The 21,401-nt window shown below is 45.0% G+C and carries 22 protein-coding genes; 13 read left to right on the plus strand and 9 right to left on the minus strand.

Going from position 1 to position 21,401, the window contains the following annotated elements:
• Nucleotides 1-92 precede the first annotated feature (92 nt).
• The 3 genes from infA to aat form a co-directional block, all read right to left on the minus strand.
• Nucleotides 93-311 carry a translation initiation factor IF-1 gene (infA, locus tag AC5YBX_RS06965; RefSeq protein WP_005500725.1) on the minus strand — a complete coding sequence of 73 codons (219 nt, stop codon included), beginning with the start codon at nt 309-311 and terminating at the stop codon, nt 93-95.
• Nucleotides 312-425: 114 nt separating this feature from the next.
• On the minus strand, nt 426-1,148 hold the full coding sequence (locus AC5YBX_RS06970) for an arginyltransferase (protein WP_494519451.1): 723 nt from the start codon (nt 1,146-1,148) through the stop codon (nt 426-428).
• On the minus strand, nt 1,138-1,848 hold the full coding sequence (gene aat / locus AC5YBX_RS06975) for a leucyl/phenylalanyl-tRNA--protein transferase (RefSeq protein WP_494519450.1): 711 nt from the start codon (nt 1,846-1,848) through the stop codon (nt 1,138-1,140). Before aat ends, AC5YBX_RS06970 begins: the two co-directional genes overlap by 11 nt.
• Before the next feature lie 52 nt (nt 1,849-1,900).
• Here aat and AC5YBX_RS06980 point away from each other — a divergent pair, with 52 nt between their 5' ends.
• Nucleotides 1,901-2,392, plus strand: a complete 492-nt coding sequence (locus tag AC5YBX_RS06980) for an outer membrane lipoprotein (RefSeq protein WP_494519449.1) — start codon at nt 1,901-1,903, stop codon at nt 2,390-2,392.
• An 83-nt stretch (nt 2,393-2,475) separates the two neighbouring features.
• Here AC5YBX_RS06980 and AC5YBX_RS06985 read toward each other — a convergent pair whose 3' ends face one another.
• Nucleotides 2,476-2,817: a hypothetical protein gene (locus tag AC5YBX_RS06985; RefSeq protein WP_494519448.1), complete on the minus strand. Its 342-nt coding sequence runs from the start codon at nt 2,815-2,817 to the stop codon at nt 2,476-2,478.
• A 228-nt stretch (nt 2,818-3,045) separates the two neighbouring features.
• Between AC5YBX_RS06985 and AC5YBX_RS06990 the strand changes: the two genes are divergently transcribed.
• Nucleotides 3,046-3,798, plus strand: a complete 753-nt coding sequence (locus AC5YBX_RS06990; protein ID WP_475516504.1) for a Nif3-like dinuclear metal center hexameric protein — start codon at nt 3,046-3,048, stop codon at nt 3,796-3,798.
• Between the two features lie 128 nt (nt 3,799-3,926).
• On the opposite strand, the gene metG is transcribed toward AC5YBX_RS06990, so the two are convergent.
• On the minus strand, nt 3,927-5,948 hold the full coding sequence (gene metG / locus AC5YBX_RS06995) for a methionine--tRNA ligase (protein WP_494519447.1): 2,022 nt from the start codon (nt 5,946-5,948) through the stop codon (nt 3,927-3,929).
• Nucleotides 5,949-6,106: 158 nt separating this feature from the next.
• Here metG and apbC point away from each other — a divergent pair, with 158 nt between their 5' ends.
• Genes apbC through AC5YBX_RS07040 form a run of 9 tightly spaced genes read left to right on the plus strand, consistent with a single transcriptional unit; the run spans nt 6,107 to nt 13,028 of the window.
• On the plus strand, nt 6,107-7,219 hold the full coding sequence (gene apbC / locus AC5YBX_RS07000) for an iron-sulfur cluster carrier protein ApbC (protein WP_494519446.1): 1,113 nt from the start codon (nt 6,107-6,109) through the stop codon (nt 7,217-7,219).
• Between the two features lie 11 nt (nt 7,220-7,230).
• On the plus strand, nt 7,231-7,866 hold the full coding sequence (udk, locus tag AC5YBX_RS07005) for a uridine kinase (protein ID WP_494519445.1): 636 nt from the start codon (nt 7,231-7,233) through the stop codon (nt 7,864-7,866).
• Nucleotides 7,867-7,893: 27 nt separating this feature from the next.
• Nucleotides 7,894-8,478: a dCTP deaminase gene (gene dcd, locus AC5YBX_RS07010; protein ID WP_475516507.1), complete on the plus strand. Its 585-nt coding sequence runs from the start codon at nt 7,894-7,896 to the stop codon at nt 8,476-8,478.
• A complete protein-coding gene (gene pabC, locus AC5YBX_RS07015; protein ID WP_494519444.1) occupies nt 8,478-9,311 on the plus strand; it encodes an aminodeoxychorismate lyase in 834 nt (277 codons plus the stop codon). Before dcd ends, pabC begins: the two co-directional genes overlap by 1 nt.
• The gene (mltG, locus tag AC5YBX_RS07020; protein ID WP_494519443.1) at nt 9,308-10,315 is read left to right on the plus strand and encodes an endolytic transglycosylase MltG; all 1,008 of its coding nucleotides are present in this window, start codon (nt 9,308-9,310) and stop codon (nt 10,313-10,315) included. The genes pabC and mltG overlap by 4 nt, the downstream gene beginning before the upstream one ends.
• Entirely contained in the window at nt 10,312-10,941 is a 630-nt protein-coding gene (gene tmk, locus AC5YBX_RS07025) for a dTMP kinase (RefSeq protein ID WP_494519442.1), read from the plus strand. Before mltG ends, tmk begins: the two co-directional genes overlap by 4 nt.
• 2 nt (nt 10,942-10,943) lie before the next feature.
• A complete protein-coding gene (holB, locus tag AC5YBX_RS07030) occupies nt 10,944-11,861 on the plus strand; it encodes a DNA polymerase III subunit delta' (protein ID WP_494521636.1) in 918 nt (305 codons plus the stop codon).
• 5 nt (nt 11,862-11,866) lie between these two features.
• The gene (locus AC5YBX_RS07035; RefSeq protein ID WP_494519441.1) at nt 11,867-12,193 is read left to right on the plus strand and encodes a PilZ domain-containing protein; all 327 of its coding nucleotides are present in this window, start codon (nt 11,867-11,869) and stop codon (nt 12,191-12,193) included.
• 46 nt (nt 12,194-12,239) lie between these two features.
• Nucleotides 12,240-13,028 carry a TatD family hydrolase gene (locus AC5YBX_RS07040; RefSeq protein ID WP_494519440.1) on the plus strand — a complete coding sequence of 263 codons (789 nt, stop codon included), beginning with the start codon at nt 12,240-12,242 and terminating at the stop codon, nt 13,026-13,028.
• Nucleotides 13,029-13,443: 415 nt separating this feature from the next.
• On the opposite strand, the gene rsmF is transcribed toward AC5YBX_RS07040, so the two are convergent.
• Nucleotides 13,444-14,877 carry a 16S rRNA (cytosine(1407)-C(5))-methyltransferase RsmF gene (rsmF, locus tag AC5YBX_RS07045; protein WP_494519439.1) on the minus strand — a complete coding sequence of 478 codons (1,434 nt, stop codon included), beginning with the start codon at nt 14,875-14,877 and terminating at the stop codon, nt 13,444-13,446.
• An 87-nt stretch (nt 14,878-14,964) separates the two neighbouring features.
• Here rsmF and AC5YBX_RS07050 point away from each other — a divergent pair, with 87 nt between their 5' ends.
• Nucleotides 14,965-16,191 (plus strand): nucleoside recognition domain-containing protein, encoded by a 1,227-nt coding sequence (locus AC5YBX_RS07050; protein ID WP_494524652.1) that lies wholly within the window; start codon nt 14,965-14,967, stop codon nt 16,189-16,191.
• A gap of 117 nt (nt 16,192-16,308) precedes the next feature.
• On the opposite strand, the gene AC5YBX_RS07055 is transcribed toward AC5YBX_RS07050, so the two are convergent.
• Both AC5YBX_RS07055 and AC5YBX_RS07060 read right to left on the minus strand, forming a co-directional pair.
• On the minus strand, nt 16,309-17,115 hold the full coding sequence (locus AC5YBX_RS07055; protein WP_494521635.1) for a DUF481 domain-containing protein: 807 nt from the start codon (nt 17,113-17,115) through the stop codon (nt 16,309-16,311).
• 403 nt (nt 17,116-17,518) lie between these two features.
• Nucleotides 17,519-17,890, minus strand: a complete 372-nt coding sequence (locus AC5YBX_RS07060; RefSeq protein ID WP_494519437.1) for a diacylglycerol kinase — start codon at nt 17,888-17,890, stop codon at nt 17,519-17,521.
• A gap of 227 nt (nt 17,891-18,117) precedes the next feature.
• Here AC5YBX_RS07060 and AC5YBX_RS07065 point away from each other — a divergent pair, with 227 nt between their 5' ends.
• Entirely contained in the window at nt 18,118-18,993 is an 876-nt protein-coding gene (locus AC5YBX_RS07065) for a DNA ligase (protein WP_494524653.1), read from the plus strand.
• A 145-nt stretch (nt 18,994-19,138) separates the two neighbouring features.
• On the opposite strand, the gene AC5YBX_RS07070 is transcribed toward AC5YBX_RS07065, so the two are convergent.
• The gene (locus AC5YBX_RS07070) at nt 19,139-21,088 is read right to left on the minus strand and encodes a HAMP domain-containing methyl-accepting chemotaxis protein (RefSeq protein ID WP_494524654.1); all 1,950 of its coding nucleotides are present in this window, start codon (nt 21,086-21,088) and stop codon (nt 19,139-19,141) included.
• Nucleotides 21,089-21,401 lie beyond the last annotated feature (313 nt).

Raw genomic sequence — 21,401 nt, forward strand, 5'->3', positions numbered from 1 at the left:
TGACTTTAGTTGTGTAAAAACTACAATATGAAACTAAATCTAGTAAACCAAAAAACCGGCTTTGCCGGCTTTTAATAACTCGTTAGCTAACTTTAGCGTGAACGGAAGACGATGCGCCCTTTGCTCAAATCATAAGGGGTCAGCTGAACTGTGACCTTGTCACCCGTAAGAATACGAATGTAGTTTTTACGCATTTTGCCTGAGATATGGGCCGTTACTACGTGACCATTCTCTAGCTCTACTCGAAACATTGTATTTGGCAAGGTTTCAAGAATAGTGCCCTGCATTTCAATGTTGTCTTCTTTCGCCATTAATCAGTTATCCTGTTAGCCTTCAAATATTAAAAACGGGCGTATCATGCCGCAAAATCGCTCTGCTGTAAAGAGGTGCTTCGTTATCCTAGTAAATAACAAAGGGCCACTATTTTATGGTTCCTTATGGCAAGTCTCACTTTGTTGCCAACCGCTTGGGGTCAATATTTCGTAGGGTCGGTAAGCTTTTTTATAATTCATCTTACGTGATTCATCTATTTGATAACCTAAATAGACAAACTCTTTATTCATTAACTTCGCCAGGCGGCATTGAATTAAGATCATTAGGGCCCCCATTGAACGTTTATCTTCATCGGGGGAGAAAAAACTGTAAATTGCCGATAGGCTGTTGGGCAGGGCATCGGTGACCGCAACGCCGATCAGCTTGCGTTCATGGCGCAGCTCAATCAATAATGGCTGATGCCAAGCGCAATGAATAAAGTGATGATATTGCTCCCTCGAAGGCGGGTACATGGGGCCGTCGCTGTGGCGCTGCGCTATGTAATCGTGATATAGCTGGTAGTGTTCGTCAGTGGTAGTGGTGACGATTGACCAACTGAGATCGCGGTTATTTTTAAGGGTGCGTTTTTGCCGTCTCGATAGGGAAAACAATTTAACTGGAACGCGAATTGGCATGCAGGCTGAGCAATGTGGGCAGTGGGGTTTATACAAAGTATCGCCACTGCGGCGAAATCCCAGTCCAAGCAGTTGCTCAAATAGGTCGATATTAAAGCGATCTTCTTGCAGCACCATTAATTGCTCTTGCCGCTCAGGTAAATAACTGCAGGCAAATGTATTGGTCAGCCCCACTTGAATCGTATCGGATTTAGAGGTCAAGGTGCACCTGTCTCGGTTGCCAAGTAAGTGGGTCGACTTCGGCATCCCGAAAGCGTGTTAATAAGTTGATAAAATCACTGCGTTTGAGAGCTTTAGCACCAAGTGACATCAAGTGAGGGTTGACAACTTGGGCGTCGATGAGCTTAAACTGGTGGGCTAAAAGGTGTTGATGTAACATCATCATACCCGCCTTGGAAGCATTGCTTTGCAGATGAAACATCGACTCGCCACAAAAGACTTGGCCGATAGCCAAGCCATACAAGCCGCCGATCAAGCTGCCCTGATCCCAGACCTCAATTGAATGAGCTTTACCTTGAGTATGTAAGCGAGTATAGGCCTGCTCTATGTCTGCAGTGATCCAGGTGCCTTCGTTTTCCATTCGGGTTTGAGCGCAATAATGGATCACTTGCTTAAACGCGAGGTTGACGCTGAACTGCCAGTCACGCTTTTTGATATCACGAATTAAGCGTCGGCTGACTTTCATGCTGCCGGGGACAAATACTGCGCGAGGATCGGGTGACCACCATAAAATAGGATCATTTTCGTTAAACCAAGGAAAAATCCCCTCATAATAGGCATTGAGTAATCGCTGCGGCTGCAGGTCGCCCCCAATGGCCAATAGTCCATTGGGGTCAGTCAATGCGTGCTCTGGCGAGGGGAACTTGACGAGTTCATGATTTAAATAGGACAGTGAGTTCACAATTGAGTAAAATTAAGTAAGCGTCTCTCTATAAGTTAGCGGAAAAACAGTTATGTTGAAACCTCAGTTGAGCTTCTTTCGTATAGTTTGTTTAGCATTGTTCAGCTTGTCTCCTGTTGTGCTATCGCCTTGCGCTAATGCGGGCTATGAGCGCAATAAAGCGGTGCCAGTAGAGAAAGTGGTTTATGGCCATGTCTATTCGGTACGTAACATTACCCAAACCCAGTTAATCAGCGATCGTAATCAAGGATGGAAGACCTTTGGCGGAGCCTTATTAGGCGGGGTGATTGGGCATCAGTTTGGTGGTGGCTCGGGGCAAGATGTTGCCACTGTGCTTGGAGCGTTAATTGGTGCCAGAGCCGGTAATCGTTATCAGCGCGATGATTACCAACAGCTCAAATTGGTTGAGCTGATGATCACCTTCGAAGATGGCGAGCAGGTGATGGTGTTGCAAGATTTTGATCCCGGTATGGTGTTTAACGTCGATGATGAAGTGCGCGTTGTCTATTTACAGGGCGGCGTGAGAGTCGATATTGCCCAGTAGGGTGGTTAAAGCTTGGTAACAAAAAAGGAGCTCAAGGCTCCTTTTTTGTGTTTATGGTCGCGAGTTGGTGGTCGCGAGAAAAACTAAAACCCGCGTGGTAATTGGCCTTTACCGGCTAACTTAGCACGCCATAACGCTTTAGGGGTCATACCATTGGCTGAACTGTCTGACGCTGCGTTTGCTGTTTTAGCTGGCGCTGTCTTTTTGGCAACGGTTTTGGTTTTTTCTTTTTTTACAGCAGCTTGCACCGGAGTGTTGTCGCCTTGCTCTGCTAGCATTGCTTCAAGCTCGCTAAAACGAAGAGATTTTCCGCCATCGATCTTATACCAGCTTCCTTTTTGCTCAATAGAAACCGCATGACCTTGCGTTTTGCTTAGCGCAGATTCCAGCGCGCTAATCACCTCTTCTTTAGTCAACTTTGACATAGTCTTAACCTATTTTTTAATGTGTAATTGAAGGTTTGCGGTAATTTTATCGTTTAAACGGTTAAAAAGTCCAATTTTCACCAAGATTCGACCGATTTCTATGAACTGCGGCGCAGATATGGCTAAACTAAGCGCAATAATGGCAGGCGAAATCTGTTAAGTAGAATGTCCAAATAGTGGGTTCACCAGACTTTGGCTATCCATATATTCAATTGATAAGGAGTTTTAATGACGCGCTTAGAACTGACGCGATACCTTAATGAGTTTTTGCAGGTATCCAATTATAAAGATTATGCGCCAAATGGCTTACAGGTAGAAGGTAAGGCGCAGATCAATACCATAGTGACTGGCGTGACGGCGTGCCAAGCCTTGATCGATCGCGCCATAGAACTTAATGCGGATGCCATATTGGTTCACCACGGCTTTTTCTGGAAAGGCGAGAGCGAGGTGATAACGGGCATGAAATATCGACGCATTAAGGCATTGATAAAAAATGACATCAATTTATACGGATATCACTTACCACTTGATGGCCATCCGATGCTGGGGAATAACGCCGAGTTGGGCAGGGCATTGGGCATTGTCGATGCAGAGTCGATTGAGGGCGTTGCCCAAGGTTTAGTCTGGCAGGGGCGTTTGGATAATCCGATGTCGGTTAATGACTTTTCTACCTTGCTTGGCGGTGTATTACAGCGTCAGCCATTACATCTGGGGGATAAGGATAAACCCATTCATCATGTAGCGTGGTGCAGTGGTGGTGCTCAGGATTATATCGATATTGCTGCAGAGCAGGGAATGGATGCCTTTATTAGCGGCGAAGTGTCTGAGCGTACGTATCATAGCGCGCAAGAACTTGGGATCCACTATTTTGCCGCGGGCCATCATGCCACTGAACGTTTTGGTATTAAAGCCTTGGGCGAGCATTTGGCCAGTGAGTTTGAGCTAACTCATCATTTTGTGGATATCACCAATCCAGTGTAGTTTTACTCGTGCTGCAAATTATCGCGGTTGCAAGTTAGCCTTGTTGCAAGAGTTTGAGTCACAAAAAAGGCCGCTAAGCGGCCTTTTTATTATGTGTTTATGAGTGTAGCTAGGTTAGCACAGTGGATTTACTTCACTCGCATGCCAGGTTGTGCGCCTTCGTGAGGCTCTAAGATCCATAAATCTTTTTTACCTGGACCTGCCGCTAGCACCATGCCTTCAGACATGCCAAAGCGCATCTTACGCGGTGCTAAGTTAGCCACCATTACGGTCAGTTTACCTTCAAGATCTTCGGGGGCATAAGCTGATTTAATGCCAGCGAACACTTGCTTGGTTTCGCCGCCCAGATCAAGTTGCAGTTTGAGTAATTTGTTGGCTTCAGGAACATGTTCCGCTTTTGCGATACGGGCAATACGCAAATCAAGCTTAGCAAAATCGTCGAAGCTTATCTCTTCGCTAATCGGGTCAAGCTCTAGCTGACTCTTAGGCGCTTCAGTCACCTGCAAATTTTCGGTCGATGCTTCGATGATCGCTTCGATATCTTTCATCTCAACACGTTGCATTAGCGCCTTAAACGGAGCAATTTCATGCCCAGAGAGGTCACGGCCTAGGTCATCCCATGTCAGCGTGAGCTGCAAGAAGCCTTCAACATCCTTTGCCAGTTGCGGTAACACGGGTTTTAGATAAGTCACTAGGATGCGGAACAGGTTCAATGCATTGCTACAAACCTGATGCGCTTCTTGCTGTTTATCGTCTTGCTTGATCAATTGCCAAGGGGCTGCATCGGCGACATAGCCATTGGCGATGTCTGCCAGCGCCATGATTTCGCGCATCGCTTTGCCAAATTCACGGGTTTCGTAGAACTGGGCAATGGTTTCTTGCTTAGCCAAGAAGAGCTCAGTGAGTGATTGATCTTCCACTTGGGCTAATTTGCCGTCAAAACGTTTGCTAATGAAGCCTGCGGTGCGTGATGCTAAGTTGACTAATTTACCCACAAGATCAGAGTTCACCCGCTGGGCGAAATCTTCTAGGTTAAGGTCTAAATCATCAATCCGGCTGCTGAGCTTCGCGGCATAGTAATAACGTAGGTATTCAGGGTTCAAGTTGTCTAAATAGGTGCGCGCCTTAATAAAGGTGCCCTTTGATTTAGACATTTTGGCGCCATTGACTGTGACATAACCATGAGCATAGACGCTGTTAGGTTTACGGTAACCCGCACCTTCTAACATCGCTGGCCAAAATAGGCTGTGGAAGTAGACAATATCTTTACCGATAAAGTGATACACCTCTGCGGTAGAGTCTTTAGCCCAGAAATCATCAAAGTTAAGGTCGTCACGTTTGTCACACAGGTTTTTAAATGAACCCATATAGCCGATAGGCGCATCTAGCCACACGTAGAAAAACTTACCTGGCGCATCGGGGATCTCGAAACCAAAGTAGGGGGCATCACGGCTGATATCCCACTGTTGCAGACCTTGGTCGAACCATTCACCAAGCTTGTTGGCCATCTCTTGTTGTAGAGAACCGGATCGAGTCCACTCTTTTAACATCTCTTCAAATGCTGGCAGGTCAAAAAAGAAGTGCTCACTGTCTTTCATTACTGGGGTCGCACCCGATACCGCCGATTTAGGGTCGATTAAATCGGTCGGGCTATAAGTAGCACCACAGCTGTCGCAGTTATCACCGTATTGATCGACAGATTTACATTTAGGGCAAGTGCCTTTCACAAAACGGTCGGGTAGGAACATCGATTTTTCAGGATCGAAAAGCTGCGAAATAGTGCGCGACTTGATGTAACCCCCATCGCGCAGTTTAAGGTAAATATCGCTGGCTAATGCGCGGTTTTCATCGCTATGTGTGCTGTGAAAATTATCAAATGCGATATTAAAGTCGGCAAAATCTTGCTCATGCTCTTTTTGCACCTGAGCAATCATCTCTTCAGGAGCTAACCCTAATTGCTGCGCCTTCAACATAATCGGAGTGCCGTGGGCATCATCGGCACAAATATAGTGACATTCGTGACCACGCAGCTTTTGGAAGCGTGCCCAAATATCGGTTTGAATATATTCCAGCATGTGGCCTAAATGGATAGGTCCGTTAGCGTACGGAAGTGCGCTGGTCACGAGAATTTTACGTTGTGAAGTTGCCATCTTGTCTCAAAATCAGTAAGTGCCCAAAAGAATGGCATAGATACTAACCGATCATCACCTAAGTTTCACCAAAAGCTGCTTTAACTGAGCTAAATCTATCCGAATATTGTCAGATTTTCTGATACACTTAGCCAAATTAATTTTAGGGGGTAGTCGTTTTGTCTTCAGCTTCTCATCATTATCATCTTAGCGATGATCTTCTCGCGCCAGTATTGGCCATTTTAGATGCATATCAAGATCCCAATTTACAGCAAGGTTTAGTGACCGCAGGGTGTGTGACTAAACTTGACATCGAAGGTAAACGCCTATTGTTGGGCTTGTGTTACCCCTATCCGTGTCAGAGTCAGTATCGCGATACGGTCATGGCCATTACCAATAAGTTAGCGGTACTCGATGCCATCGATGAAGTAGAATGTGAAATCGATTTCCAACCTGCAACGATTGCATCTGGTGCTGTAGCGCCATTGCCAAACGTTAAGCAAGTCATTGCCGTTGCCTCAGGTAAGGGCGGCGTGGGTAAATCAACTACGGCCGTTAACCTCGCATTGGCACTTGCTGCCGAAGGCGCCAAAGTCGGCATTCTCGATGCCGATATTTACGGCCCATCCATCCCCATTATGCTCGGTGTGCCCGATTTTAATCCGGTGTCACCCGATGGCAAGATGATGACGGCGGCGAGTGCCCATGGCATCGCAGCTCAATCAATAGGGTTTATGTTAGGCGGCGATGAAGCCGCAGTGTGGCGTGGCCCTATGGCTGCTGGCGCATTAGCCCAGCTGCTCAATGAAACCTTATGGCCTGAGCTTGATTATCTGGTGATTGATATGCCACCAGGCACCGGTGATATTCAATTGACCTTGTCGCAAAAAGTACCGGTAAGCGGTGCGGTTATCGTGACAACGCCACAAGATATTGCGCTTGCCGATGCGAAGAAAGGCGTCAGCATGTTCCAAAAAGTCAATATTCCAGTATTGGGTATTGTGGAAAACATGAGCTTCCATATGTGCAGCGAATGTGGCCATAAAGAGCATCCTTTTGGGCAAGATGGCGGCGCTAAAATGGCGCAGCGTTACAATGTGCCATTACTGGGCCAGTTACCGCTAAAACTCAATATTCGTGAAGATGTTGATAATGGTGTGCCGACCGTAGTGGCCGATAGTGAAGGACAAGTGGCGCAGCTGTACCTAGCGATTGCCCGTAAAGTCGGGGCACAACTTGCGTTAACCCAAACGCAGAGTGTTGTTTCAATTTCAATTTCAGATGATGAGTAAGGTTTAAAAGCATGAATTCGCAATGTGTCATTATTGGTATCGCTGGTGCGTCAGCGTCGGGTAAAAGCCTAATCGCTAAGACCATTTATGAAGAGCTATGCCGTGATTTAGGCACAGATCAAATAGGTGTGATAGCCGAAGATGCTTATTACAAAGACCAGAGCCATCTGTCGATGGAGCAGCGGGTATTAACTAATTATGATCACCCCAAGGCGCTCGATCACCCTTTATTGTGTGAACACCTTGAAGCGCTTAAAAATGGCCAAGCGGTTGATATTCCTAAATACAGTTATACCGAACACACGCGTATGGCTGAGACCATCACTATGACGCCCAAAAAGGTGATCATTCTTGAAGGCATATTACTGTTAACCGATCCCACATTGCGTGAAAAAATGGATGCCAGTGTGTTTATGGACACCCCGCTCGATATCTGCTTCATGCGCCGTTTAAGCCGTGATGTTGCAGAGCGCGGGCGTACGATGGAATCTGTGATGCAACAATACACTCAAACGGTAAGGCCGATGTTTTTGCAATTTATTGATCCGTCGAAGCAATACGCTGATATTATTGTGCCTCGAGGCGGTAAAAATCGTATCGCCACCGATATATTGAAAACCAGAATCCAACACCTGTTAGTAAAATAATAAGATTAATGTAGGAGTGACGTTGAGATGCGTTTAACGGATTTAGAGATTGAAGCTTGCTTAGATGATGGCTCGATTGTGATTGAACCGCGTCCCGATGCTGATGCCATTAGTGGTGTGAGCGTCGATGTTAAGCTTGGTGATCAGTTTCGCGTATTTCAAGATCATACCGCTCCTTTTATTGACCTTAGTGGCCCAAGTGCCGAAATGCAGGCGGCGCTCGATAGTGTGATGAGTGATAAAATTGTGATCCCAGAAGGAGGCGCATTTTTCCTTCACCCGGGAGAACTGGCATTAGCTATCACTCATGAAATCGTCACCTTGCCGTCTGATATTGTTGGTTGGTTGGATGGACGCTCTTCGTTAGCGCGATTGGGGTTAATGGTGCACGTGACAGCGCATCGTATCGATCCTGGTTGGCAAGGTAAGATAGTGCTTGAATTTTACAACAGTGGAAAACTACCTTTGGCATTGCGTCCAATGATGACTATTGGCGCGCTAAACTTTGAGCGGCTTAGCTCACCAGTGGCGCGTCCTTATAATAAGCGGGCCAGTGCTAAATACCGAGATCAGCAAGACACTGTCGCTAGCCGGATCAGTCAGGACCAATAATGTCTGCATTATTATGGGTCAATGGCGTTCGCCAAGATACCGTATCTGCTGTTGATAGAGGCCTCGCCTATGGTGATGGCCTTTTTGCTACGATGCGCTGTTCAAAAGGACGCGTGCTGTTTTTAGATGCGCACCTAGGCCGCGCAGTACAAACCAGTCAACGCCTTGGTATGCCTTGGCAAGCGTCTGCGCAACTTATTGGTTTATTAAGTTCAATTGCGATAGAGCAACAGCAAGAGTTAGGTACCGATTTTTGCATTAAACTTTTGCTCAGCCGCGGCGTGGGCGGACGAGGTTATCAGCTACCTGAACATGTGTCGGTCACAGAGGTGGTGTCGGTGCACCCGATGCCAGGTCACTATCGTCACTGGCAGACGAATGGCATAGCCTTACAGCTCAGCCCTATGCGCCTAGGCGGGCAAACTCGTTTAGCGGGAATGAAGCACCTTAATCGTTTAGAGCAAGTCTTGATTAAAGCCCAAGTGTTAGACAAGGGCTTTGATGATTGGTTGGTGCTCGACACTCAAGAGCAAGTGATTGAGTCTTCGATGGCGAATCTGTTTCTAATCAAAGATAAACAGGTAGTGACGCCAAGTATGCACCTAGCGGGCGTTGCCGGTGTGATGCGAGAACAGCTGATTTACTGGTTTATTGAGGCGGGGTTTAATGTTGCGATTAGACCTGTTATCCCGAGTGAATTAAGTCAGTTTGATCATGTGTTACTGTCCAATAGCCTGTTTGGTGTGGTTGGGGTCAATCGTATCGAACAGTGCCGCTTTGCCCCCAGTGCCTTGCCCCTTCAAATAAACCAAGCCCTCACATTATCATTATGAAAAAAATCATTAGTAGAGTGATGATTGCACTCTTTGCGTTACTCACCTTAGCATCGGTTGGCCTCTATTGGGGTTACCAGTCGTTGATGAGTTACAGTCAAACGCCGCTGACGCTGACATCCGCTCAAGAATTTGAGCTCAAGCGAGGCACGTCTTTTATTCAAATGGCACAAGTCTTGGAGCAGCGCGGCGTCATACAAGACAGTTGGAAGCTGAGAGTATTGGCCAAGGTTCGCCCTGATTTAACCCAGATCCGCGCAGGGTTATATGAGCTAACGCCGCAGGATAACGTCATTAGCCTGCTGGAAAAATTAACCCAAGGGCGCGAAAAGGTCTTTAGTGTCACTCTAGTTGAAGGGCTCACCATAAAAGAGTGGCGCGCAATTTTGATGCAATTACCCAAAGTGCAATGGCAAGACGGAATATTTAATCGGGTGTTGATTGAGCATGGCGATATGTCGGGCCAACCCGAGGGGAAATTTTATCCCGATACCTACCACTATGTCGCTGGCGATGACATAAAGGAGATTATCGAACAAAGCTACCTTAAAATGCAGCAAGAGCTGCAACAGGCATGGCAAGGAAGAGACACTCGGATCCCGTTAACGTCGCCTTATGAGTTATTGATCTTAGCGTCGATTATTGAAAAAGAGACTGGTAAAGCCAGTGAGCGCACTTTAATATCGGCCGTCTTTACTAATCGACTGCGTAAAAATATGCGCTTGCAAACCGACCCTACCGTTATTTACGGCATGGGTGACAGGTTTAATGGCAATATTACTCGCAAAGACTTACGTGAACGAACGCCGTATAACACATACCGAATTAATGGCTTAACACCAACGCCTATCGCGGCGCCAAGTGGCGCATCGCTTTACGCCGCAGCTCATCCAGCCGATGTAGATTACCTCTACTTTGTGTCGAAAAACGATGGCAGCCATATCTTTTCTAAAACATTAGCCGAACATAATCGGGCTGTAGATAAATACCAGAGAAATCGATGAACAATACCCATGCAAAATTTATTGTTATTGAAGGATTAGAGGGAGCCGGTAAGTCGAGTGCTATCGCTTTAGTCAGAGACTTTATTGCGCAGCATACCGGAGCCATTCCAGTCTGTACTCGTGAGCCCGGCGGTACGCCGCTGGCTGAGCGTATTCGCGACCTCGTTAAAGTGGCGGACCCTAGTGATCCTTTATGCGATGAGGCTGAGTGTTTATTGATTTACGCCGCGAGGGCTCAGCTGATTGCCAATGTCATCAAGCCGGCTTTAGCTAATGGGCAGTGGGTATTAGGCGATAGGCATAATCTGTCCTCTTTAGCATACCAAGGAGGAGGGCGAGGATTAATGCCGTTAGTATCTTCGGTAAGTGAAGCCACTTTAAAGGGCTTTAAACCCGATTTGACTATTTATCTGGATATCGATCCTGTGCAGGGGTTACAACGAGCCGCAGACCGTGGCGCGTTGGATAGGATAGAACAACAAGCGGTGAGCTTTTTTGAGCGCGCCAGATATACCTATTTATCGCTCGCAGAGCAAGATGATGCCATTGTGATTGTCGATGCCAGTCAACCCATGGCAAAGGTCCATAGCGATATTGTGGCTGTACTGCAGCAGCAAGGTTGGTAATGATGGTGAACATTCCTTGGCTCATGCCTGTGATAGCCCAGTTTAGTCAGCAATTAACGACGGGGTTGCAAGGTCACGCGTATTTAGTGGGGATGCATCAAGGATACGGGGGCGTCGAGTTAGCCCTAGCGTTAGCGCACACCGCGCTTTGTCAGCAACCGAGTTCACAGGGACCCTGCGGTCATTGCAAGCCCTGCCAACTGACACTCGCCGGAAATCATCCAGACCTTTACCAAATAGAAGCGGATGGCAACCAGATTAAGGTGGATCAGATAAGAGACTTATGTCATCGCCTGACATCAACTGCGCAGCAAGGCGGTAAACGTGTAGCCGTGATTAAACATTGCGAGCGCCTCAATGTTGCCGCTGCCAACGCACTACTAAAGACCCTCGAAGAACCTGGTCAGCAAACTTTGCTGTTATTACAAAGCGATACGCCGAGTCGCTTGATGGCGACCATAAGTAGTCGTTGTCAACGCTTGCATTTTAAGTTGCCTACAGCGCAAGAGGTTCAAGCATGGTTGTCTCAGCAATATGAACTGAGCGGTGATGTCATCTGGTGTTTGCCTGTCATGGGCGGACCAATTGAGTTGTTAGCGGCGTTGCAATCACAACGGTTTACCGAGTTACTGCAACTGCGCAAAGACTGGATACAAAGTTTGTCGTCCGGTCATCTGTGTGCTAGTTTCACTCATATAGAACAAAAGCAAGTTTCTGATGCGCTTAAGGTTTTATATCTAGTTTTAAGGCAAAAGTTAGTTAAACAGAAAAATGCAGACGCGCTGGTTAATGTTAAAGTAAGCCGTTTAGCGGCTCAGGTGATGGCGACATATCATGAACTTAATATGATGCCCAACGTGAATTTTATGGCTATTTTTCAATCGTTTATTTTAGAGTATCAATCACTAACACAAGAGTAATAATTATGGTCGACCTCGTGGTTAATTTTGATACCTTACATCAGCTATATCGTGCCTACATGCCGTTTATTCAGCCAGCAGGTTTGTTTGTTGCTACAACAGAGAGCCACTATTTAGGCCAAGAGTTGTCTGTGGCCTACCAACTTCCTGGGTCGACGACTAAGATGGAGTTTCAAGGTATTGTTGTGTGGATCAATCCCCTAGGCGCTTCTGGCGGCAGGCCTGCGGGTATTGGGCTAAAAATCATCTCAGATGCTTCCACTCATAAGCATCATATCGAGAACTTGCTTGCCCGAGAACTCTCCTCGAGTGATTTGACCTGCACCATGTAGCTCGGTATCCTTTGCGTCCTTTTCGTTGTTTACTTGGATTATAAGCGTGCTCATCGATTCTCACTGTCATCTCGATCGTCTCAAGGCTGCTCCCGATCAAGCTTCCTTACAACATATTATCGCGCAGGCTAAAGCGCGTGGTGTTGACTACTTTTTGTGCGTCAATGTTCGCCAACAAGGCTTCACCCAGATGCAAGCCAAAATGGCCGATTTTGAGCAAATCTTCTTGTCTGCTGGGGTGCATCCCTTAGATGTAAAAGAGGGGCTGGATACTGCACAGTTATATGAATATATTAACGATCCTAAAGTAGTGGCGATCGGTGAAACAGGGCTAGATTATTTTTATGCCGATGACACGAAAGCGCTGCAGTTATCATGTTTTGAACAACAAATTGCACTTGCAGTTGAAGTGGATAAACCGCTGATTGTGCATACTCGTGATGCCAGAGAAGATACCATTGCCTTACTTAAAGCGGGCCAAGCCGATAAGGTTGGTGGGGTATTACATTGTTTTACTGAAAATTGGGAAATGGCTAAAGCGGCGATCGATTTAGGCTTTTATATTTCAGTATCTGGCATAGTGACCTTTAAAAATGCTGGCGATTTACGGACGGTTATCCGCAAAGTCCCCAAAGACCGTTTATTGGTTGAGACCGATGCCCCTTATTTGGCGCCGGTGCCTCATCGTGGGCAAGAAAATCAACCCGCTTATGTTCGTGATGTGGCCGAATTTGTGGCTGAACTTCGAGGCGAATCTTTTGAGGAGTTAGCCGATTATACAACGACCAACTTCTTCAATTTATTTAGAGACGCGGCTAAATTAGCCAATCGTTAGTATGATTGGCCTTAATATCCTAAGGTCAATCATACTCAGAATATCCTTTAATGCTTAGATTCAATGTGATGGCTGTGATGAGTATGACAGTGATTGTGGCACATCTGTGGCACGTCACTTCTAGCTTTAGGAATGTAATGCACCGGGCCGGTGACAATCATCACAGGCTGTTTCAAATTACAGATAAAAAAAGACCCAAAACTATTCCAATTGTTCTGGGTCTAGGGGAATGGCTCTTTGCAGAGCCGTGCGCTACTGTTTGAGATGGCCTCTTAATGCTCTCAGGCTTTTAGTGTAGTCAAGGCTGAGCGTGTTGCTGGGTTTGTCTACATTAAGCGTTAATTAAAATGTAACAAAATGTAAATTCATGACTAAGTTACGAAATTGCCGTGAGCTTAATTAAGCATTAAGTGGTCTATTTAGCGCTTAATGACGGGCAAATCTTATCTTTGACCAAGTCTCGCGGTAAGCTGTTTTTCAATTTATTGCCCAGGTGTTTAACGAGACCTAAATTGGCCTGATGATAACTGACTAGTTGCTCACCTTGTGGTGTGGCTTTGGTGGGTAACATAATGTCTCGCCCCATAAGATAACTGCTGGCTTGGCTTTCATCTAAGGGGATACTCTTACGGGTATCAGCTAATGCCACTATGGCTTCATGACGAACCTTAAAGCCTTTTTTTAGTGCATCTGCCAACTTTAAACCGATGCGCTGAAAGCGGATCTTGCCAATAAGTGGCATGATATTGCGCGGGAATAACCAATATTCATCGTCACGCTGCATCACAACGCCATGTTCGGATAGGTTAATGTCGAACGTCGATTGAAAGTAATCTTCAAGGGCCTTAAGCGGTTTATTCGTAGCCTGCGTAAACGGAAAATTCTTCTGTGGTTTAGGCTGCTCTACTGCGCGTTCAATATCGGCAATTTTATTAATTTTAGCGATAAAGAAACCTTCGCTGTCATAAATCTGCGGCCAAACATGTAAAAAACCCTCTTCGGTACACGCCTTATGCGCATCAGGAAACAGGTTGGCGAGTGATTCAAACTGTACGGAGTCAGGATAACGCTGCTGCAGATGTAAACACACCTGCTGATTTTCGGTGCGATTGAGTGTACAAGTTGAGTAGACAAGTGACCCACCTGTTTTTAATGCTAAAAAAGCGGATTCGATTAGATCAATCTGAGTGTTGGCGATGGCTTCAATCTCGGCAAAATCCCAATGTTTTAAAGCCTCTGGATCTTTTCGTACCGTACCTTCACCGCTGCATGGCGCGTCGAGTAAAATAGCATCGAATGTGTCATAGAGGTATTCGCCAAATACCCGTGCATCAAAATGGGTGAGGGCGGTGTTTTTTACGCCCATGCGTAGCACATTGGCGTGCAGGACTTTTACTCGGCTCGATGAGTATTCATTGGCAACCAGTAAGCCTTGATTGTGCATCATGGTGGCAAGCTGGGTGGTTTTAGAACCAGGGGCTGATGCCATATCGAGCAAGGTTAAGTCTTGAGGCGCATCGATGGGCATTGGAAATAACGCGTGGGGAGGCAACATCGAACTAGCTTCTTGAATATAAAATAGTCCCTGAATATGTTCGATGGTATTGCCCAATTGCACATCATCATTCACCGTGATCCAAAAGCCGGCATCACACCAAGGGATAGGTTCAAACTGCCAGCCTTTAGGCTGCATTAAGGCGACAAAGTGACTCGCGGATATTTTTAAGGTATTAACCCGTATCGATGGTCTTAATGGCTTATCGCTGTAAGCGATAAAATCATCCATCGATAGATGTTCGGGCATATCTTTAGCTATGCTATTGATAAAATTTTGATTTAGTTGAACCATAAGAAAGAAAAAGCAGATATTGTTGTCTGGCAGTATATCACATCGCTAGTTAGGCCTTAGTTAAACCTAGGCCAAAAAGGAGTTTTTGTGCTTAATCGCATCTGGTTTGTTTTCTTTGCTACCTCATTACTGGCGATCGTCATCGGCTTATTTCAAGGGGACTGGCATCTATTATCAAACGCAGTTGATGCACTGTTTGCCAGTGCAAAATTGGCGGCGGAAATCGCATTAGGGTTAATTGGGGTATTATCACTCTGGATGGGCTTGATGCGTGTTGGAGAAAAGGCGGGGGTTGTGGCTGCGCTCTCCTCATTATTCGAGCCATTATTACGGCGCTTAATGCCTGAGGTGCCTAAGGGGCATCCGGCTTTCGGTAGCGTAACCATGAACCTGACTGCTAATGTACTTGGGCTGGATAACGCAGCAACCCCTCTGGGTCTCAAAGCGATGCAAGATCTGCAAACACTTAATCCTGATAAAGCGGTAGCGACTAATGCTCAGATCCTGTTTTTAGTGCTTAATACCTCCTCGGTCACCTTGGTGCCAGTGACGGTCTTTCTGTATCGTGCCCAGCAAGGGGCTGCGGCTCCTGCAGATATCTTTTTACCCATATTATTAGCGACCTGTGCTTCCACCTTAGTTGGGGTGTTAGTGGTGGCTTGTTTTCAGCGAATTTCGTTACTCAATAGTGTGATTTTGGGCTACGGTGCATTGTTTTTCGCCATGATCTCAGCGTTGGTATTTTATCTTGGTAGCTTAAGTGTCACCGCGATTGGTGAGCTTTCGACGGGGCTAGGCAACGGTATCTTATTATCATTGATTTTCAGCTTTATTATCATTGCAGGTCTGCGTAAGGTCGCGGTGTATGATGAGTTTATCACTGGTGCGAAAGAGGGGTTTGAACAATCGATAAAGCTTATTCCTTACCTGCTGGCAATGCTATTAGCGATTGCTTTGTTAAGGGCATCTGGTGCGCTGGATTATTTACTCAATTTGGTTACAGCCTTAGTGAATCTATTCAATGGCGACACTCGCTTTATTGATGCCTTACCAACGGCGATAATGAAGCCTTTTAGCGGTTCGGGCGCACGCGCTATGATGTTAGAAACCATGCAGCATCATGGTGTCGACTCCTTTGCCGGACGTCTTGCAGCGATTCTGCAAGGCAGTACAGAGACAACTTTTTATGTGTTAGCGGTATATTTTGGTGCCGTTGGCATTCGCAATGGACGCCACGCATTGGTGTGTGGCTTGACGGCTGATATTGCAGGGATCTGTGCGGCGATTTGGGTCTGTTATCAGTTTTATGGTTGAGCATAAGGCTCGACATTGATGAAGTTGCTTGTTTTATGACTCAACATTAAGAGCCCGTAATAATTGTTATATTGGGTCAGGCTTTGTCTGTGTTGAGTGATTGGTTGATGCGTATGGTTAAAAGTGGTAACTAACCGAAAGCATGGGGCCGATAAAGCTATAATAAAGGTTGTAATTAGCGACCTTAATATCAGCTTGTGTCACTGTACTATCGAAATCTACATCGACTTTATAGTAATTAAATCCAGCGGTCATGTGCCAATTATCGGTGATCTTCGCTTCTAATCCTGCACGAATATCCACAAGGCTACCTTTAATATCATCGAGTTCGATATAAAAGTATTGTGCATGCGCATTGAACTTAAATCCAGAGATAAACTCATAGTCGGCGTATAAACCAATATCGGGTAATGGGGCTGTAACATCTTCATCGACAAATTTAGGAGTGGCATCGCCGCATTGTTGCACGTTATTGCCTTCAAGGCAGACTGCAATATCACCACTGAATGCGGTTTTGATGAACATGGTATGGAGACCAAGGGATAAGCCAAGGTTGTAGTTATTACCTTGGAAAACATTATAGCCATAACCGATACGAGCAATGTCAATGTTGAGCGTGGTGTCTAATCTGGCACCTGCCTGCACATTATAAATTTGATCGTCTAACGTGACTTGAAACGGAACTGTTAGCTTTTTGACTTCGGCATTACGATGTAACTGTTTCCAATCGGCATAAATATGATGCTTGGCATTAAAGTGATACTGGATTTCAAAAAATGGCAGGAATTGAGACTCTGCTAGATTAAGATCTTCTTCAAAATCAAGTTTAAAGTCATTGCCTAACAGTGGGTCGGTGACATCCATACTCGAATTTGAATTCGAATAAAACCCACCAATGCGGATCACGGTTTTCTTCTGTTTCATTTCGGCTGACACATTGGCCACGTCAGCCTCTTGGTTCGCCAACGACGGAGTACTGAGTATTGCCAGTGCTAATGCTAATAAAGGTAAATATTTGTAAGCCAAAGAATACTCCGTTAAATCATTGCTTATTGATAAGCCTCTGATTGTATTGTGTTAGCTATAATCTTACTGTGAACAGTTTAGCATGTTATCGTTTTTGTTAAATGATTTGTATCAAAAAATGTTCACAACAATGGCTTTTCTGCAATAGCAGTGGGCTGGTGGGGCTCTTCGGCTAACTAAAGATTTAACAAGTTGGTTAGCAATTGGTTTACATGACTTAATTTATCAAAGATGATTGATAAGATCTTTATCCGACATTTCTCAGTACAATGGTTTATTAATCGAAACTGTTGATTAAAGCTTAATAAATCAATGGCAGGATGATGACCAGCCATGTGATACCGCATAATAGTAAACTCATAAATACCGCTGCTGAGGCTATATCTTTGGCTTGTCCGCTTAAGGGATGGATCTCATTGCCGATACGATCGACTACAGCTTCAATGGCAGAATTTAACAGTTCGACAATGAGCACAATAAACAGTGTCATGATGAGTAAGATGCGCTCTACTGTCGATATATCAAGGATAATGGCGATGGGGGACATCAGCATCGCGAGGAGGAGTTCCTGCCTAAAAGCCGCCTCACAGCGCCAAGCAAGTTTGAGCCCTTGGATTGAGAAGCCCGTGGCTCTAAAAACCCGCTTTATGCCATGATTATTTTCTGGTTTCATAATATTCCATTGTAAAAACTGAGCGATGCGCAGTAGTGATTTTAGTTAAGGTGACCAATGATGATTATATGCAGGAGCGGTTTTAATCATCATGGTCCAATAGCTGTTAGCACTAATGGTTAGCTTATCTATCTGCTAGCATTAGGTTTAACTTTGCCTTGTTAGTCTACACTTATTATCCATGTTGTTTTACGTAGTGAGCCATAACCTAACTCAAGGAGGAGTCTATGGTATTTACTTTATTTCGTTTGGTGGTTTGCAGTGTATTATTAGCACACCTGTATTGTGCAACTGTTTACGCTGAGCCTATTTCACTTAATGCGGATACTGAAGTTCAGCTGCAATTACAACATGCTGGTGCTAATACCCCGCAAGATGTTATATCAGAGTACTTGGTCAGCGAAAAGTTCGATGGCGTTCGAGGTTTTTGGTCTGGCAGTGCTATGTACACTCGAAGTGGTCGTCAGATCGATATTCCCAAGTGGTTTACTGCTGATTTTCCCACCGAAGCTTTAGATGGAGAGTTATGGATTGGACACGGTCGTTTCGATGAGATTTCGGCACTGATCCGTCAAAGCAAGCCCATTGAGACACAATGGCGTCAAGTTAAGTTTATGGTCTTTGATGTGCCGCAGTTAGCGCAGCCATTTGCTATGCGTTATGGTTATGCACAGGAGCAATTTGCTGATATTTCTCCATATTTAGTCGTTATAGTGCAGCTGCAATTTACTAACGCCTTGGCGTTAGATGATCACCTGAGTCAGGTGATAAAAGAGGGCGGTGAAGGCTTGATGCTTCATCGAAAATCAGCTTTATATCAACAAGGTCGTAATCACGATCTGGTTAAACTGAAACGCTATGAAGACGCAGAGGCTGAAGTGGTCGGTTACCATCAAGGCAAAGGTAAATATCTCGGGATGCTTGGGGCATTAGAAGTCGAAACACCCAGCGGCATACGATTTAAATTGGGTTCCGGCTTAAGCGACGCCGAACGGCAAAATCCTCCGCCATTAGGGACCGTAGTGACCTATAAATTTTATGGATTAACCAGTAATGGCGTGCCTCGATTTGCCAGCTTTATGCGTGTTAGGCCTAGCCAATAGGTTATTTAATTAACAATGCCACATCCCCTCACTTTTGCTGGAATGTGGCATTTGATATAGACCGGTAAAATAAGGTATAGATTATTACATATGGTCCAAATGAGTCGTGCCAAATAGGTTACGTTTAGCGCTTACATGGCTAGGTTCACACCTTAAATTGATTCACCATCAGCTTTAGTTGCTCAGATAGCTGAGCGATTTCGATGGTTGACCCTTTAGTCTGATTGGCTGATACGGCATTTTCTTCTGCGATATGTTTAACATTTAACACGTTTTGATTGATCTCTTCAGCTACAGAGCTCTGTTGCTCTGATGCGCTGGCAATCTGAATATTCATGTCATTGATAACGCTAATCGCTTGAGTGATGACTGCTAAGGCTTTGCCAGTTTTATTGGCTTGATCAACACTGCTCGCGGCTTGTTCTTTGCCTTGCTGCATAACTAATACGGTACTTTGGGTACTTGCTTGTAGTTGTTGAATAATATTTTGAATATCTTGCGTCGAAACTTGAGTTCGTTGTGCCAACGTTCGCACTTCATCTGCAACCACTGCAAATCCTCGGCCTTGTTCACCCGCACGAGCAGCCTCGATAGCGGCATTAAGGGCTAACAAATTGGTTTGATCTGCGATACCACGAATCACATCTAATATTTTTACAATATTGTCGGTTTCCAGTTCAACACTAGTTAGTTTTTCTGATGATTCATTAACCCTATCGGCGAGGTTGCTGATAGCCATAATGGTTTTCTCTACCTCTTGACGACTGATATTCGCCTGGTTATCTGCTTGCTTAGCAGCATCAGCCGCTTGTGCTGCATTTTGAGCTACGTCATTAACCGTTGTGGACATCTCATTCATGGCTGTCGCCACAGAATCGGTTTCATTTTGCTGTTTTACGACGCCAAAACTCGACTGTTCAGTGACGACAGCAAGTTCTTCAGAAGCAGTCGCTAATTCAACACTGGCTGATGTGATTGTGGTGACCATATTACGTAAGTTACTTGCTGTTTCTTGTATTGAGTCAATCAATACCCCTGTTTCATCTCTACTCGTACTCTGGATTTCAATGGTTAAATCTCCCTGTGCTAATTGGCGTGCGGCCGCGACCGCTTGGCTAATCGGGCGAGTTATAGAGACGGTAAGCACATACGCTGCCACACTGCCTAAGACTACGGCTGCCAAAGACAATAGTAAGGTGAGGCGAATACTGTTACTAGTGCTATTTTTTACTTCGGCACCTAAGCGTTGCATATCGGTTATGACAGATTCTTTGGTACTTTCGGCATTTTTAGCAACTATGGGGCCGATACGATATAGGGTATGGCTAATCAAATCATTACGTGTGTTAATTAACTGATGGATCTGCTTTAAGCCATCGACATACGTGAGTTGAGCTTGAGTGAATTGCGACAGTGAGTCGTGCTGTTGCGGCTGCTCTAGATAGGGCTTGAGCGCAGCTGTGTGTTGGCTCAAATTGTTACCCATTTCAGCAAGGGCGGTTTTATAGTCAGCTTCACTATTTGAGTCTAAAAATTTAGAGGCAAATAAACGCCCGAATAAGAGTGACTTTTGCACTTCGGCGGCATAAAAAACCACGTCGGCTTGATCATTAACATGGGCAGATTGAATGATGGCATCGATTGTCTGACGCATGGTTTCGCCTGGAGGTAAAATCGCTTTTGCTAAGACTTTATCTCGCTCTGAAATTAAATTAACCACCTTAGTAAAGGCGTCTTGATAAGTGAGAAGCTCGGACTCAATAGTGGCGATGTAATTGGCACGCTGGGGTTCTTGGATCTCGCCTTTTGCGTTCACCAATAACTGCTTGAGTTTATCTAAGTAATCTCGATATTCATTAAGGTCTTTGTCACTACGGGTTATTAAGTAGTCTTTAACATTCATTCTCACCATTAACATGGTAGTTTGAAGATCACTGACGATGTTAGTATCTTGGTTTAGGTCTTGGTAGCTATTAATTCCGTCGCTGGCTTTATTGAGCGAGAAAATACCTACTATCAGCACTAATGAAAGCAACGTCAGTACGATAAAGAAACTCGAGCCAATTTTTACTGCTAACCGTAAATTTTTAAACATCACTTATCCAGCTATTCAGCTTATCAATAATTTTGATGCGTGTTATAAATGATTTTATATTTAGTATCAATACGTTGCATACTGATACAATTGATTGGTTTAATTTGTACTTGTTGTATAAAGGATACAGTCATTAACTTGTTGAGTCGTGATTAAGTTTGAATAAATGCTCATAACCGGCTTATTTGAATGATTTGTATGGTTATTGAACTATTTGGTAGGCTGGATAGGTGGTGACAGCTGAAAAGATGGTAATGTTTAAATTGTGATATTAATCCATAAATAATTTAAGGATATGTACTGTTTGAGTGAT

This window comes from Shewanella sp. 492, from assembly GCF_059338445.1.